A 15,007-nucleotide genomic window follows, 5' to 3' on the forward strand; every position below is an offset into this window, starting at 1 on the left:
CGAGGGTCCGACCAGGGCGCAGACCTGGCCGCGCGGCACGGCGAAGGTGATGTCGGCGAGCGCCTGGGTCCCGTCCGCGAACCGCTTCGAGGCCCCGGCGAAGGCCAGGTGGGGCTGGGCGCTCATCGGGCGGCCGCCTTCTTGAGCATTGCGGCCTTCAGCGGATCGTCCACACGGGCCAGCATGGCCGCGGCGGCCGCATAGTTCCGCTCGGAATAGGCCGTGTCGTAGCCGTCGACGCGCTTGCCGCCATAGCCGCGGATCATATCGGGGGTCACGCCGGGCGCCTTGGCGACCGTGGCGAAGGCGCGCCTCAGCCGGGCCTTCATCGCCGGCGGCAGGCGGGTGCTCATGCCCAGCGGCGGGTTGGGGATTGGGGCGCTGCGCGCCACGACGCTCAGCTCACGCCCGGACACCACCCCCTGGTTCACGGCCTTTTCGAACGAGTCGAAGGACAGGGCCGCGGCATCCGCCTGCCCCTGCATCAGGGCGGCGAGGCTGTTGGCGTGGCTGCCGGTGAGTCGGACGGCCCCGAGATCGCGCACCGGGTCGATCCGCGCGTCCAGCAGCATCGCCACCGGCGCCACGAACGACGACGCCGAGTTGAGGTCGCCAAACGCCACGCGCCGCCCCTTGAGGTCGGAAAGCCGGCGCACGGGACCCTTCGCGCGGGCGAAGATCCCCGCGTAGTAGGTCGACCGGCCGTTTTCGACGGACACGGCCAGCAGCTCCGCGCAGCCCCGCTTGCGGGCCTGAACGTAGGCGACGGGCCCGAAGAACGCGACCTCGGCGCCGCCGTTGCACATGGCCTCGACCACCGCGTTGTACGACTGCCCCACCCGCAGGGTGAAGTGCAGGCCTGAGGTCCGCGTGAGGGCGTTGAACACGGGCTGGAAGTCGGCCCGTGTGCCGTCCTCGGTTCCCCCGTCCGCCGGAATCAGCACCACGCGCAACGGGTTCTGCGCCGATCCCAGCGGCGCGGCGCTCCACGCGCCAGTCGGAACGAACAGGGCAAGACACAGGGCCAACAGGCGCAACACGAGTCATCCTCCGGAACGCCGAAGCCATTGCCCCATGGACATGACAGAGCAAAGACAGTCTCACCCGACAATCGGCGAAGATTGAGAAATGTTCAGTCCTGGGGCTCTGGCAGGATACCGATGGACCGCGACAGATGTCGGGCGCTCGGCGAACGAAACGCCGCGAAACGTCTTGAAGCGCGAGCGGCGCCCCGGCTCGGCGACACATAGCGCCCGGCTATACATGGCCGACGGTTCGATCTTGGTCAGGCGGCGCTGTGGGCCGCATGGTGGCGGGGAAGGCGCCGCGGCCGGTGGCCGCCGACGACGATCAGGAGGTTCCGGTGGGGCGTGCAGGTGTTCGGATCGTGGCGGCCACAGGCGCCGTGCTGTTGGCTTCCGGCGTCGGCGGGAGCGGCTCCGCCCAGGGCGCCGGGCCGGTCGACCTGCTGATCCGAGGCGGGCAGGTCTATACGGGCGACCTCTCGGCCCCTTCCGTCGCCGATGTCGGCGTCAAGGGCGACCGGATCGTCTTCGTCGGCGACGCGGGCAAGGCCGGGGTCACCGCCGCCAAGACCATTGAGGCCAAGGGCCGGATGGTGGCGCCCGGCTTCATCGACGCCCACACCCACGCCACCGGCGAACTGGCCTCCCAGGATCCCAAGGCGCGCCTCTTGCTGCGCCAGCTCACCCAGGGCGTCACCACCAGCGTCATCGGCGTCGACGGCGCGGGCGATCCCGAGATCGCGGACTACATGGCCAAGGCGAACGCCGCCGGCGTGGGCAACAACTTCGCCGCCTACGTGGGCTTCGGCGCCATCCGCGAGCGGGTCCTGCAGAACGACGCCCGCGCGCCGACCCCGGCCGAGCTGGAGGTCATGAAGGGCCTGGCCAAGAAGGGCATGTGCGAGGGCGCTCTCGGCCTCTCGTCCGGCCTCTTCTATCCGCCGCAGAGTTTCGCCAAGACCGAGGAGGTCATCGCGGTCGCCAAGGAGGCGGGCAGCCGCGGCGGGCTCTATGACACCCACCAGCGCGACGAGGGCACCACCTCGATTGGCGTGGCGGCGTCCACCGAGGAGCAGATCCGCATCGGCCGCGAGAGTGGCGCGACCCTGCACCTCGGCCATTTCAAGGTTTCCTCCGGCGCGAAGCCTGACGGCCAGTCGATGGCGGCGCTGATCAAGGTGGTGGAGGCCGCGCGGGCGGCGGGCCAGAAGGTGACGTCGGACCAGTATCCCTGGTCGGCCTCGAACACCGGGCTGTCGGCCCTGGCCATCGCGCGCTGGGCGCAGGATGGCGGCCGGGCGGCGATGCTGAAGCGGTTCGACGATCCCTCCGACCTGGCGAAGATCAAGGCCCAGGCCCTGGTGTTCTACAAGGAGCGCGGCGGCGCGCAGAACGTGCTGATCAACGGCTCCGCCAGCCAGCCGGAATTGGTGGGCAAGCGGATCTCGGAGATCGCCGAGGCTTGGGGCGTCGACGAGGCCGAGGCCACCATCCGCATCCTCCGGAAGGGCTCCGCAAGCGTGGCCACCTTCGCGATCACCGAGCCCGACATCCGACTGCTGATGAAACAGCCGTGGAACATGTTCTCCACCGACGGCAGCCCTAGCGGCCACCCGCGCGGGCACGCCAGCTATCCGCGGCTCTACACGAAGTACGTCGTGGAGGAGAAGGTCATCACCCCCGTGGAGTTCGTCCACAAGTCCACCGGCCTGGTGGCCGACACCCTGGGGATCGAGGGGCGCGGCTATCTGAAGCCTGGCTACTTCGCCGACATCGTCGTGATCGACCTCGCGAACTACCAGCCCAAGGCGGACTATGTGCGCCCCACGCTGCTGTCCACCGGGGTCGAGGTGGCGGTCGTCAACGGCAAGGTTGAGCTGGAAGGCGGGGTCCCGTCGGGGATTCTGGCCGGCCGCGGCCTTCCCCGGAAGACCCCGGCCGGCTGTCCCTGAGCCGCCCGGCCGGGGCCGCATGCCCGACCATAGACAGCCGCTATGAGGCGCCGCCGGCTTGGCATTTTCCAGCCGTCGGGCGGCCCGCTAATCCGGTTGCAAGCTCATTGGCGCGCCCTCGAAGGCGCCGCGAGCGGGCCACCTTCACAGGAATGCCGATGACCATCCCGGGGCCCTACCTGCTCTATCTCGGCGACGCGCGAGACGAGATCTCCGTCAAGACCTCGCGCGGCGTGGCGGTCTTTCGGCCGGACCTCAGCCTCGGAGAGTATCGCCGCTCGCGCGAGGCCGTGACGCTGGGCCTGCCGCAGATGTCGTTCGCCGAGGCGGCGGCGGCCGGCGCCCGGACGTTGATACTCGGCGTCGCCAATGCGGGCGGCATCCTGGGCGACGAGGCCGTCGAGGACGTCGTCGCGGCGCTGGAGGCGGGGCTGAACGTCGCCGCCGGGCTGCACGACCGGCTGAACGCCCAGCCGCGCATCCGCGCCGCGGCCGAGCGCGCGGGCCGCCAGCTCTTCGACGTGCGCGAGCCCCCGGCCTACCTGCGCGTGGGCACGGGCGCGCCCCGCCGCGGACGCCGGCTGCTGACCGTGGGCACCGACTGCTCAGTGGGTAAGATGTACACGACGCTCGCGCTCGCCCGGGCCCTGGCCGGGCGCGGGGCGCCGGCCGACTTCCGCGCCACCGGTCAGACGGGGATCCTGGTCGCCGGCGCTGGCGTGCCGGTCGACGCGGTCGTGGCCGACTTCATCTCCGGCTCTGTCGAGATGGTGTCGCCCGCGCGGGACGACGACGGATGGGACCTGATCGAGGGCCAGGGCTCACTGTTCCACCCCTCCTACGCGGGGGTGTCCCTGGGCCTGCTGCACGGCGCCCAGCCGGATGCCCTGGTGCTCTGCCACGAGCCCGGACGGACCAGCATGCGGGGCCTGCCCGGGCGTAGCCTGCCGGACCTGAAGACCTGCCTTGAGGCCAATCTCGAGGCGGCCCGGCTGACCAATCCGGGCGTCATCGCGGTGGGGGTGGCGCTGAACACCTCCAAGCTCGATCCGGAGGCCGCGAGGGATGTCTGCGCGGCGACCGCGGAGGCGCTGGACCTGCCCTGCCAGGACCCCTTCAGCATGGGCGTGGACCTCATCATCGATCGGTTGGACGAATGTTTCGGACTCTCAAGGCCGCTGGCGAACACTGGCCGCTGACGACCCCGTTCCGCATCTCGCGCGGGGCCCGCACCCAGGCGGACCTGGTGGTGGTCGAGGTGGCGCACGGCGGCGCAGTCGGCCGTGGCGAAGGGGCTCCCATCCCGCGCTATGGCGACACGGTGGAGAGCTGCGTCGCGCAGCTCCAGGCCCTGGCGCCACGGGTCGCCGCCGGTCTGACGCGCCGCGAACTGATCGAGGCCCTGCCCCCGGGCGCGGCCCGCAATGCCCTCGACTGCGCGCTCTGGGACCTTGAGGCGCGGCGGGCCGGACGCTCGGTCGCGGACCTGATCGGCCGTGTCGCGCGCGGGACGGTGACCACGGCGCTCACGGTCGGCCTGGGGGCGCCGGAGGAGATGGGCGCCGCAGCCGCGAAGCTCGCGGACTATCCACTGATCAAGGTGAAGGTGAACGCCGACGACCCCGCCGCCCAGATCGCCGCCGTGCGCGCGGCCGCGCCGGACGCCGTCCTGATCGTCGACGCCAACGAAGCCTGGGACACGGACCTGGTGCGGGCCATGCAGCCGCACCTGGCCGCGGCGCGCGTCGCCTTGCTGGAACAGCCGCTGCCGGCCGCCGAGGACGCCGCCCTGGCCGGCTTCCGGCCGCTGGTGCCGATCTGCGCGGACGAATCCTGCCACCTGGCGGAGGACGTGCCGGGCCTGGCCGACCGGTACCAGGCGGTGAACATCAAGCTCGACAAGACGGGTGGGCTGACCGCGGCGCTGGACCTGCTGGCGGCGGCCCGGGCGCACGGCCTGATCGTCATGACCGGCTGCATGATATGCACCTCGCTCTCGGTGGCGCCCGCCTTCCAGGTCGCGGAACAGTCCGACTTCGTGGACCTCGACGGGCCGATTTGGCTGGCGAAGGACCGCGATGGAGGAGTCCGGCTGACCGAAGCAGTGCTGACGGCGCCGGACGGCGCGCTCTGGGGCGGAAGCCGCTGAGCCGAGGCTTGGCGACGGCCTCTCTGGATGATCGCGAGGATCCGCAAGAATACGACCTCTGATTGTCTTTCGAAAACCTAAGAACATCCGAGTAAATGGCCGCCGGGTCTTTCATCGGCGAATTCCCGGAGCGCCGCCGCAATGGGCAGGCCGCGGATCTCCTATGCGCACAAGCCGCCGCGACTTGCGGGAACGCGGAGGCCGGGCTCAACTGTCTGTCTGGAGGGCTTCGCCACGCCGCCCCCAGCCGGGCGACAAGACCATGATGAACCTGCGTCACATCGAAGTATTCCACGCCGTCTACCTGAACGGTTCGGTGAGCGGCGCCGCCCGCGCCCTCAACGTCTCCCAGCCCTCAGTCAGCAAGGTGCTGCGCCACGCCGAGATCCGGCTAGGCTTCCTCTTGTTCAACCGGGCCAAGGGCAAGCTGACGGCGACGGAAGAGGCGCACGCGCTGTTCCGCGAGGTTGACGAGATCTACGAGCGCGTTGGCTCCCTGCGCCAGACCGCGAAGAACATCCGCCGCGGCGACGAGGGTCACATCCGCCTGGCGGTCTTGCCGGGCTTCGGCCTGGGGGTGGCGCCCAACGCCGTGGCCCAGTTCCGCGCCCGGCATCCGAACGTCAGCTTCGACATCCAGACGCTGCACCATGCCGACATCCTGCGCACGCTGCAGGAGCGCCACTGCGACCTCGCCATCGGCTACGAGGCGCCCCCGCACCCCAAGCTCGCCCACACCCAGATCGGCTCGGGCGAGTTGGGGATCCTCTACCGGCGGCAGGATCTGCCCGACGCGCCGGCGCGCCTGAAGCTGAGCGTCCTGGAAGGCCGCGAGTTCGTCAGCCTCGCCCACAGCGGCCCCATGGGCACCCTGTTCAACAAGGAGGTCGCGCGCCTCAATCTGGAGCTTACCGAGACCGTGACGATCAGCACGCTGTACGTCGCCGTGGCGCTGGTCCGTCAGGGCGTGGGCATGGCGGTGGTGGATGATTTCACGGCCCGGGCCTATCTGGACCCGGAGCTTGAATACCGGCCGCTCGATCCCCCGCTGCGCTTCGGAGTCCACTGCATCTATCTGGCGGACCGCCCGATCCCGCGGCTGATGCAGCCCTTCATCAGCGTGCTGTCGGCCCTGACCACCAACCAGCACCTGCCCCGCGGCGAGGCGCCGGCGAGCTCGGGTCTGCGCTTGGTCGCCGGCGCGTGATCCCGCCCCGCGGATAGCCGCGGGTTATGAGCGGGCAAACAGTCGATAGGCGCGAGCACGGCGAGTTTCGCAGCATCTTCCGGTCCTCAGGCCACGCCGCCGCCGGCCACGCCGCTTAGGACATCCCATGGTCTCGTCGCCGCCCGCCGACGCCGCAAGGCGCTCGATTCTGCAGCGCTGCTGGTTCGATATCCCCCTCTGGCAGCGGATCCTCCCGGCCCTGGTGCTGGGGGTCGCGGTGGGCCTGCTGTGGGGCGAGGGGGCCGTGCAGCTCAAGTGGATCGGCGACGTCTTCGTGCGCCTGACCCGCATGCTGATCGTGCCGTTGGTGTTCCTGACCATCGCCGCCGGCGTCCTCGGCCTGGGCGACCCCAAACGGCTGGGGTCGCTGGGGGCGCGGTCGATCGGCCTCTTCGTCTGCACGGCGGCGACCGCCGCCGCGGTCGGCCTGCTGCTGGGGCTGCTGCTGCAGCCGGGCGTGGGGGTCAGCGTCACCGGCGCGACGCCCCAGGCCATCAAGGCCAGCAAGACCATCGCCGAGCAGCTGATGGGCATCATTCCGATCAACCCGGTCCAGGCCATGGTGGAGGGCGAGATGCTGGCGATCATCTTCTTCGCCATCGTCTTCGCGGCCGGCGTGCTGGCGCTGGGCGAGCGGGCGCGGCCGGTGGCGGACCTCCTCTCCGCCGCCTCGGAGGTGATGCTGACGCTGATCCGCTTCGTCATCGAGGCGGCGCCGTTCGGCGTCTTCGGCCTGATCGCCGCGGCGGTCGGGGCCAACGGCCCGGGCGTGTTCGTCAACGTCTCCCTGCTGGCCCTGGGCACCCTGCTGGGCTGCCTCATCCAGACCCTGGTGGTTCAGGCGGCGGTGGTGCGGCTGGCCGCCAACCTCCCGGCGTTCGCCTTCCTGCGCGGGGTGGTCGACGCCATGCTGGTGGCCTTCTCCACCTCGTCCAGCTCCGCCAGCCTGCCCGTGGAGATGTCGGTCGCCGAGAAGAACCTGGGCATCCGCAAGCCGATCCTCTCCACCGTCCTGCCGGTCGGCGTCAGCATCGGCCGCGACGGCACAGCCATGTACGTGGCCCTGCTCTCCATGTTCGCCATCCAGGCCCTGGGCATTTCGGTGACCGGCTTCGACCTGGTGCTGGTGGTGGTGATCTCGACCCTGCTGGCGGTCAGCGCGCCGCCGGCCCCGTCGGCGGCCCTGTTCATGATGGCCGCCGTCCTGTCGGTGGTCGGCATCAGCGACGCCCAGTCGGCGCTGATCATCGGCTTCATCCTGCCCTTCGACCGTCTGCTCGACATGATGCGCACCGTGCCCAACGTGGTCGGCAACCTCGCCAACGCCACAGTGATAGCCCGCTGGGCCGGGGAGATCGACGTGGAGCGCTTCCGGAGCGCCCCGGTGGAGTAGCGGGCGGGCCGTGAATAGACGGGGGTTATGGACCGCTGAAGCCTTGGAACGAGGCCGCCGCCATCGACCATGACACTCTGGCGACGTCGCGTTGGCAGGCCCGCGACGGGCCCACGGCGCGGACGATACGGCCACCCGCGGCGCACGCCGTCCACGACAAGGCCGAAGGGACGGAAGCGCCGTCGAAGGCGTGCTGCGGTAGCAACGGGGGTTGGCTGGTGTCGTCGGAATTCAAAGGGGCGCGCGGCGCCCGGTCTCGCCTGGCCATGCTCATGTCGGCCAGCGCGCTCGCCCTGGGCGGGACGGTGGAAGCGGCCAACGCGCAGGCTGTCGAAAGCGTCGAGGAGGTCGTCGTCACGGCCTCGCGGATCTCGCGTGACGGCTTTGAAGCTCCGACGCCCACGACGGTCTCCACCCGGGAGGAGATCCAGAAGACCGGCTCCGCGAACGTGGCCGACTATCTCAACACCCTGCCCGCGTTCTCGGGGGGCGTGACGCCGCAGCAGTCGGTGCGCAGCACCCAGAACGCCGGCGGCAACTTCCTGAACCTGCGCGGCATCGGCACCAACCGCACCCTGGTGCTGGTGGACGGCCGGCGGCATGTGCCCACCGCGGCTAGCGGCCTGATCGACACCAATGTGGTGCCCTCCAGCCTCGTGGAGCGCATCGAGGTGGTGACCGGCGGGGCGTCCGCGGCCTGGGGATCCGACGCGGTCGCCGGCGTCGTGAACATCATCCTGAAGAAGGATCTCGAGGGCCTGGAGCTCAGTCTCGAAGGCGGCCAGACCAAGTACAAGGACGGGGAGAACTACAAGGTCAGCGGCGCCTATGGCCGCACCTTCGCGGGCGGTCGCGGGCACGTCACCGCCGCGCTAGAGTATGCCGACAACAAGGGGCTGGACACCGACTCCAAGCGCGAGTGGGTGCAGCGGCGCTATGGCCTGGTGCTGAACCCGCTCTACGCCGTCGGCAACGGCCAGGACCGGCTGCTGATCGCCAACAACGTGGTGCTGTCCACCGCTGCGCTGGGCGGCCTGATCACGAGCGGCCCGCTGAAGGGGCTCCAATTCCTGCCCAATGGCCAGACGCGCCAGTACCAGTACGGGACCTATGTCGGCACGACGGCGATGGTCGGCGGCGACGGCGTCAACATCGGCGCCGAGCAGACCCCGCTGTCCACGCCGCTCAAGCGTGGCAGCATCTACACCCGCGCCACCTTCGACATGACCGAGGACATCGAGGCCTTCCTCGAGGTCTCCTACGCCTACTCGCGGACCAAGTTCCCGCTGTCGGCGCACCGGGACCTGGCGGCGATCACCATCCGCCGCGACAACCCTTACCTGCCCGCGAGCGTCGTGGCCCTGATGGCCGCGAACAACCTGCAGACCTTCACCATGGGTCGGCTCAGCCCGGACACCGGGATGAACGTCACCGACAACAAGAACGGCACCGAGCGTTACATCGGCGGCTTCACCGGCAAGGCGTTCGGCGACTGGACCTGGAACGCCCACTACGAGCACGGCAAGACGCGCTACAGCAACCGCGTCTTCGAGAACCGGATCAACACCAACTACACCCTGGCCATCGACGCGGTCCGCAACGCCGCGGGGCAGATCGTCTGCCGGTCCACCCTGACCGCGCCGAACAACGGCTGCGTGCCGATGAACATCTTCGGCGAGGGCAGCCCGTCCGCCGAGGCGCTGGCCTATGTGCGCGGGACCCAGGTGCTGCTGGCCCACGTGAAGGAAGACGCCGCCGCCGCGAACATCGAGGGCGAGCCGCTGGAGCTTTGGGCGGGCAAGGTGTCGCTGGCCGCCGGCGTCGAATGGCGCCGCGAAGCGGTCGACCAGGAGGTCGACCCCCTGTCGCTGGCCAGCGCCTTCGCCATCGGCAACCCCAAGCCGCTGGAAGGCTCGTTCAATGTGACCGAGGGCTACGTGGAAACGGTCGTCCCGCTGTTGAAGGACGCGCCGCTGGCGAAGTCTCTCGACTTCAACGGCGCCATTCGGGTCACCCACTATTCCACCAGCGGCACCGTGACCTCGTGGAAGGCCGGCCTGACCTACGACGTCACCGACGACCTGCGCTTTCGCTTCACCCGCTCGCGCGACATCCGGGCGCCGAATATCGGTGAACTCTACTCGTCCTATGTGCTGACCTTCTCGCAGGTGAACGACCCGGTGAAGGGCACCAACCTGCGGGTGGGCGCGCCGTCGCAGGGCAATACGGACCTGGTTCCGGAACGCGCCGACACCACCACCTTCGGCGTGGTCTACCAGCCCGGCTGGGCGCCGGGGCTCCGCGCGTCGGTGGACGTCTATGACATCAAGGTCGAGGACGTGATCTCCACGGTCAGCGCCCAGGAGATCCTCAACCGGTGTTTCGCCGGCAACGCCGACCTGTGCGGCTTCATCGAGCGCGACGCCGCCGGTGTGGTGCAGACGGTCACCCGCAAGCAGGTCAACCTGGCGGAGTTGGCGACCTCGGGCGTCGATTTCGAACTCAGCTACAGCCGGGACGTGTCGGACTTCGTGCCGTCGTGGCAGGGTCGGGCCGGCCTGCGTGTCCTGGCGACCTATGTGCGCGACATGATCACCGACGACGGCATCGTGCGCCTCGACCGGGCCGGCGACGCCACCGACCCCCACTGGAAGGGGCAGGTGACCGGCACCTACGACTACGGTCCGCTCTCCACCTACCTGCAGGCCCAGTACATCGGCGGCGGCGCCTACGACGGCGAATACGGCGAGTTTGACATCAACGACAGCTCGGTGCCGAGCCAGTTCCTGCTGCACGCCTCGGCCGCCTATACGGTGATCGACCAGCCTGGAAAGCGGGTGCAACTCTTCGCCACGATCCGCAACCTCCTGGACCAGAAGCCCCCGCCATATCCCACCAGCGGGGCCCTGAACGCGATCACCCTGACGACGTTCAACCTGGCGGGCCGCGAGTACAAGGCGGGTGTGCGGATGAAGTTCTAGGATCGAGCGTCCCGCCGACGAGCGGGCGGCGTTGAACTGCGGCCGGCCGGCGTGCTCGCCAGGGGTCGCGGCCAGGCCGCCGATGCTGACGTTCCGCGGCTGGCGATGGCTGACCGGCGTTGAGGAGCCTACGACCGAGACCGCACTAGCCGGTGTGGACCGACCAGTGCGGAAGGGTCAGAACCGGGCCGCGACCCGGAGGTAGACCTGGCGACCGAACGGATCGGCGATGGTCGGCAGGTAGCCGTTGGCCTTCGCGAACCCCGGCGCCGTGTCAAAGGCGTTGATCACGCCGGCGCCGGCGGCCAGGCGGGGACCCTGTCACCGTTTGCGCTGATCCACGCGCTGCGGGAATGGTTCGACGGGCCGATTGCGCTGTCGGGCTCGATCGCCAACGGCCACCCGGTGCTGGGCGCCCAGGCCATGGGCGCCGACCTGGCCTATGTGGGCTCGGCCTTCATCGCGCCGCAGGAGGCCAACGCCGACCCCCGCTACAAGGAAATGATTGTAAGATCGACCGGCGAGGACATCGTCTACTCTAACCTGTTCACCGGCGTGCACGGCAACTACCTAGCGCCGTCGATCATCGCCGCCGGCATGGTCCCCAACGACCTGCCGACCTCGGCCGCCTCGGCGATGAACTTCGGTTCCGGCGGCAACAGCAAGGCCAAGGCCTGGCGCGACATCTGGGGCTGCGGCCAAGGCATCGGCGCGGTGAAGCAGGTGCCGACCGCCGCGGAACTGGTGGGCCGCCTCTCCGATGAGTACGAGGCCGCCAAGGCCGAACTCGCCGCCAAGACCGCCCTTACCACTGCCCCCACCACTCATGCCGAATCGACCTGAACGGTGCGCTCGAGTTCGGACTCCACGGTAAGCAGGCTGAGACCCGCTGAAAGGCGGCGCTGGTAGGCTCCCGGGACCCATGTCACCGAGCCAGCCGGAACACCGAGGACCGGCCGGCGCCCGCAGATCTACCAACAGAATCGTTCGGTGCGCCCGGTTGGGCGAACAATCGGCCGCAGTAGCGGGCGGCAACGCCGCGGGTGGCTTCCAGCACCGCCAGACCCTGCAGCAGCCGATCCATCAGCCCTCCTCATCGCGCTGTGCGGGGGCGACGCCATTCGCCCCGCTTTACACGCCAAGTCGTAATGGTAATGTGTTACCGACGCAATGTTGGAGCTCTGCGATGTCTGCACCTGGTGAGCTTGATCCCTACGCCGTGCCGGACGACCTCGCGGCGCGGATCGATGCTCTGGACCTGCGGCGTAACATCGTCGAGCTGATCGACGAGGGCTACACGGTCATCCGCGATCCCAAGGCCATCGCCATCGCCGACGAAGTGCGCGAGGCGATTATCCGCTGCGTCCCGGCCAAGCCCGAGGCCAAGGCGCCGACCCGGTTCACTCTGCTGGATCAGGAGCCGGTGTTCGCCACCGCCGTCACCACGCCCAAGCTGCTGGCGTTGGTGGAGTTCCTCCTTGGTCGCGGCGCGCTGTTCTCGCAACTGTCGGGCTCTCGCCGCCGCCCCGGTCCGCAGGCCCTGGGCCTGCACGCGGACAACAGCTGGTTCCCCGCGCCGTTTCCCGAATGGGAGATCATGTGCACCGGCTGCTTCGTAACCGACGAGTTCACGGAGGAATCGGGCGCGACCCTGGTGATCCCGGGAACCCACAAGCTCAAGGATCATCCACCGAAGATGACCCGCGAGAACCTGGAGGGCGCGGTGCCGATCGTCGCGCCGAAGGGCTCCATCTGCCTCTGGAACGGATCCGTCTGGCACGGCAACTATCCGCGCCAGCTGCCCGGCGAACGGGTCGTGCTGCACATGACGTACACCCGCCTCGGCATGCAGCCGATCGAGACCTACGATCACCTCGACGACGCGTGGTTCGAGGGCAAGGACCCTTCCCTTCCCCGGCTGCTGGGACGCCATAACTTCCTCGGCCGCCGTCACGGCTGGAAGCAGAACGATCGCGAGCTGCTCAAGAAGACCTACGACGACGTCCACGGACCCAGCTTCCGGGTCTGAGCGCCCGGGCCGAGTAGGGGGCCGGCGCGACGGGGCGGTCAGCGGCCGCCGTCGCTCGCGGCCGGCGGGTTTGTCGCGTCGAAGCCGCGAAGCTGGTCCTGATAGACCTTGGCCCGCTGGCGCAGCCGCGCGGCGTGCGGCTCCACCGCAACCCCCGCCAGCAGGCTGGCCCACCCGAAACCGATGCGCGGTTCCACGAAGCTGATGTCGTAGCTGCTGCTTGCCCAGGTCCGGGTATTGGCGGCGAATATGTCCAGCAGCGCCTCCGACAGCACCTTCACGTCGATGTCCGGGTCCAGCATCCCGGCCCGCATCGCCCGGCGCATGGCCGCCTCGAAGCGTTCCGGATTCTCGCGACCGGGCTCGGTCTCGGAGCCGCCCGAATAGCCCTGCGTCGCGCGGAAGAGCGCGCGGTAAAACGCCTGGTTCTCGGCGTAGAATGCGACCCCGACCGTCAGGGTGGCGAAGAAGTAGTCGAACACGTCGCTGTCGCCGATCGGCCAGAGCCGCGACTGGAAGATGTCCTGCTCTTCCTTCAGCAGCGCGCGGATGATGCCGACCTTCGAGCCGAACATCTCATAGGGCGTGCGCAAGCTGACCTGGCCCCGTGCAGCCAGGTCGCGCATGGGCAGTTCGAATCCGCCGTTCTCACGGATGATCTCACGCGCGACCTTGAGAAGTCGCGCCGTTCTGTCGGCGGTCGATTTGGATTGAGGGTCCATGACGTCTTCTCGATCGACGGCTGCCGCACCGCACCCTGCCGCTGTCGAAACGCCGCTATGCCACCGGGGGCCGCGCGTCGCAACCTTGGCTTGGGTTCGGGGCGCCCATAGGGTTGACGTCGGTTGGTAACGCGTTATCACGCAAAAGTACAAGCGAAAGTACAGTGGCCAGCCGCCCTGGAGGACAGCACAGCATGAGCGAAGCTAGCGCACCGAAGTTGACGTTTGCCGGTCCCGAATGGATCGCGGCGGCGCGTGAGATCCTGCAGGACCTCACGACCCGCCATGGCCAGCCCGGCGATCGCTTCAGCCTGTGCGAGCGCTTCACCGATGCGCCGCCGGATATCGCCAGCTCCGGCGTGGCCGCCTGGTACTTCCGCATCGACGGCGCCTCGGCAGAGGTCGGGCCAGGCGAGATCGCCGACGCCGACGCCACGGTGACGGGCGACTATGTCGAGACTCTGCCGGTCGCGCGCCAAGTCTATACGCCCGAGATCCTCGCGGAGCGGAAGGCCAAGCGCGAGCGCGGCGAGCTGAAGGCTCAGCAGGGCGACTGGTCCAGGGCGCCCCGCTACCTGTCCGAACTGCACAACAGGCTGGCGGTGCTCACCGCCTAACCCGTGGCGTCAGGCCCGCTGACTGCGGGCCAGTCGCTGCGTGTGCATCAGCTTCGCCGGATCGGGGCCGCCGCTCGCGATCGTCGTGCTTCCCAGGAAGATGTTGCGACCCAGCAGGTCACGCAGTTCCGGCGGCTGTCCCTCCAGCCAGGCGTCGTCGAGATGGCCGTAGTCCTCGACGGGGGCGAACCCCGCGCGGGTATAGGTCATGTGCATAACCACCCGCTTGCCCGGGATCTGACGCGGATAGTTGCCGTGCCAGACCGAGCCGTCCCACAGGCACAGCGAGCCCTTCGCCGCGATGATGGGCTGCAAGCCGTTCAGCTCGGCGCATTCCTGCTGATTGGGATGGCGCTTGAGCACATGGGTGCCCGGAACGACCGCCGTACAGCCGCCTTCCTTGGTGAATTCGTCCGTAACCCAGCAGGCCGTCGCCATGATCTCCCAGCTGGGGAATGGGGCGGGAAACCAGCTGTTGTCCGCGTGCAGGGCCAGGGGCGCGGCGCCCTCTCCTCGCACCGAGCTGGTAAGCTGGCTGAGGATCGCGCCGCGACCAACCAGGAATTCCACCAGCGTCAGCAGCCGCGGGACCAGCACCGCCTCGGCGAACACCGGATCGCGGCCCAGCAGCAGCGCGGCGCTCTGGCCCTTCCGTGGCTCGGCGGTGTCGTCGGCAAGGCGCAGGATCGCTTCCCGCACCCGGTCGGTCAGCGCGTGCGCGACCGGATCCTGGATCACCGTGTAGCCGTGATTCACTAGATCGCGGACGTTGTCGTGGAGCCCGAGGTCGTCGATCCGCGCGGTCAGATATTCGGGGATCGCGTATGGATCCTTGGCCACGTCGAGAGGCATGATTTCAAAACTCCGGGCTCATCTGGCGCATCGTGCAGAGCACGCGTTGCATTGGCGTG

The 15,007-nt window shown here is 69.2% G+C and carries 12 protein-coding genes and 1 pseudogene; 9 read left to right on the forward strand and 4 right to left on the reverse strand.

The window, feature by feature from the left end; translation table 11 throughout:
- Positions 1-122: 122 nt before the first annotated feature.
- On the reverse strand, positions 123-1,040 hold the full coding sequence (locus EPO51_RS07495; protein WP_293348150.1) for a phosphate/phosphite/phosphonate ABC transporter substrate-binding protein: 918 nt from the start codon (positions 1,038-1,040) through the stop codon (positions 123-125).
- Positions 1,041-1,306: 266 nt separating this feature from the next.
- Here EPO51_RS07495 and EPO51_RS07500 point away from each other — a divergent pair, with 266 nt between their 5' ends.
- The 7 genes and pseudogenes from EPO51_RS07500 to EPO51_RS07530 form a co-directional block, all read left to right on the forward strand.
- On the forward strand, positions 1,307-2,977 hold the full coding sequence (locus tag EPO51_RS07500) for an N-acyl-D-amino-acid deacylase family protein (RefSeq protein WP_293348363.1): 1,671 nt from the start codon (positions 1,307-1,309) through the stop codon (positions 2,975-2,977).
- A gap of 158 nt (positions 2,978-3,135) precedes the next feature.
- Entirely contained in the window at positions 3,136-4,176 is a 1,041-nt protein-coding gene (dgcN, locus tag EPO51_RS07505; protein ID WP_293348153.1) for an N-acetyltransferase DgcN, read from the forward strand.
- Positions 4,134-5,126 (forward strand): N-acetyl-D-Glu racemase DgcA, encoded by a 993-nt coding sequence (gene dgcA, locus EPO51_RS07510; protein ID WP_293348156.1) that lies wholly within the window; start codon positions 4,134-4,136, stop codon positions 5,124-5,126. The genes dgcN and dgcA overlap by 43 nt, the downstream gene beginning before the upstream one ends.
- Before the next feature lie 262 nt (positions 5,127-5,388).
- Entirely contained in the window at positions 5,389-6,333 is a 945-nt protein-coding gene (locus EPO51_RS07515) for a LysR family transcriptional regulator (RefSeq protein ID WP_293348158.1), read from the forward strand.
- A gap of 127 nt (positions 6,334-6,460) precedes the next feature.
- The gene (locus tag EPO51_RS07520; RefSeq protein ID WP_293348161.1) at positions 6,461-7,747 is read left to right on the forward strand and encodes a dicarboxylate/amino acid:cation symporter; all 1,287 of its coding nucleotides are present in this window, start codon (positions 6,461-6,463) and stop codon (positions 7,745-7,747) included.
- 272 nt (positions 7,748-8,019) lie between these two features.
- Complete coding sequence (locus EPO51_RS07525; protein ID WP_293348164.1) at positions 8,020-10,728, forward strand: TonB-dependent receptor; 2,709 nt, start codon at positions 8,020-8,022, stop codon at positions 10,726-10,728.
- A gap of 291 nt (positions 10,729-11,019) precedes the next feature.
- Positions 11,020-11,571: pseudogene (locus tag EPO51_RS07530) on the forward strand (NAD(P)H-dependent flavin oxidoreductase); the annotation flags it as partial.
- An 82-nt stretch (positions 11,572-11,653) separates the two neighbouring features.
- On the opposite strand, the gene EPO51_RS07535 reads toward EPO51_RS07530, so the two are convergent.
- Entirely contained in the window at positions 11,654-11,812 is a 159-nt protein-coding gene (locus EPO51_RS07535) for a hypothetical protein (RefSeq protein WP_293348167.1), read from the reverse strand.
- Between the two features lie 102 nt (positions 11,813-11,914).
- Between EPO51_RS07535 and EPO51_RS07540 the strand changes: the two genes are divergently transcribed.
- Positions 11,915-12,757 (forward strand): phytanoyl-CoA dioxygenase family protein, encoded by an 843-nt coding sequence (locus EPO51_RS07540; RefSeq protein ID WP_293348170.1) that lies wholly within the window; start codon positions 11,915-11,917, stop codon positions 12,755-12,757.
- Positions 12,758-12,795: 38 nt separating this feature from the next.
- On the opposite strand, the gene EPO51_RS07545 is transcribed toward EPO51_RS07540, so the two are convergent.
- On the reverse strand, positions 12,796-13,479 hold the full coding sequence (locus EPO51_RS07545) for a TetR/AcrR family transcriptional regulator (RefSeq protein WP_293348173.1): 684 nt from the start codon (positions 13,477-13,479) through the stop codon (positions 12,796-12,798).
- Between the two features lie 194 nt (positions 13,480-13,673).
- On the opposite strand from EPO51_RS07545, the gene EPO51_RS07550 reads away from it, so the two are divergent.
- A complete protein-coding gene (locus EPO51_RS07550; RefSeq protein ID WP_293348176.1) occupies positions 13,674-14,096 on the forward strand; it encodes a hypothetical protein in 423 nt (140 codons plus the stop codon).
- A gap of 9 nt (positions 14,097-14,105) precedes the next feature.
- Here the strand turns inward: EPO51_RS07550 and EPO51_RS07555 are convergent, their stop codons facing one another.
- Positions 14,106-14,948 (reverse strand): phytanoyl-CoA dioxygenase family protein, encoded by an 843-nt coding sequence (locus EPO51_RS07555; RefSeq protein WP_293348179.1) that lies wholly within the window; start codon positions 14,946-14,948, stop codon positions 14,106-14,108.
- Between the last annotated feature and the right edge of the window lie 59 nt (positions 14,949-15,007).

This window comes from Phenylobacterium sp., assembly GCF_004297125.1.
Taxonomy (GTDB): Bacteria; Pseudomonadota; Alphaproteobacteria; order Caulobacterales; family Caulobacteraceae; genus Phenylobacterium.

Bases quoted from the DNA above. Each gene is read 5' to 3' on its own strand.
- EPO51_RS07500 (WP_293348363.1), top strand. From the start codon at position 1,307: ATGGTGGCGGGGAAGGCGCCGCGGCCGGTGGCCGCCGACGACGATCAG.
- dgcN (WP_293348153.1), top strand. From the start codon at position 3,136: ATGACCATCCCGGGGCCCTACCTGCTCTATCTCGGCGACGCGCGAGAC.
- dgcA (WP_293348156.1), top strand. From the start codon at position 4,134: ATGTTTCGGACTCTCAAGGCCGCTGGCGAACACTGGCCGCTGACGACC.
- EPO51_RS07515 (WP_293348158.1), top strand. From the start codon at position 5,389: ATGATGAACCTGCGTCACATCGAAGTATTCCACGCCGTCTACCTGAAC.
- EPO51_RS07520 (WP_293348161.1), top strand. From the start codon at position 6,461: ATGGTCTCGTCGCCGCCCGCCGACGCCGCAAGGCGCTCGATTCTGCAG.
- EPO51_RS07525 (WP_293348164.1), top strand. From the start codon at position 8,020: ATGTCGGCCAGCGCGCTCGCCCTGGGCGGGACGGTGGAAGCGGCCAAC.
- EPO51_RS07535 (WP_293348167.1), bottom strand. From the start codon at position 11,812: ATGGATCGGCTGCTGCAGGGTCTGGCGGTGCTGGAAGCCACCCGCGGC.
- EPO51_RS07540 (WP_293348170.1), top strand. From the start codon at position 11,915: ATGTCTGCACCTGGTGAGCTTGATCCCTACGCCGTGCCGGACGACCTC.
- EPO51_RS07545 (WP_293348173.1), bottom strand. From the start codon at position 13,479: ATGGACCCTCAATCCAAATCGACCGCCGACAGAACGGCGCGACTTCTC.
- EPO51_RS07550 (WP_293348176.1), top strand. From the start codon at position 13,674: ATGAGCGAAGCTAGCGCACCGAAGTTGACGTTTGCCGGTCCCGAATGG.
- EPO51_RS07555 (WP_293348179.1), bottom strand. From the start codon at position 14,948: ATGCCTCTCGACGTGGCCAAGGATCCATACGCGATCCCCGAATATCTG.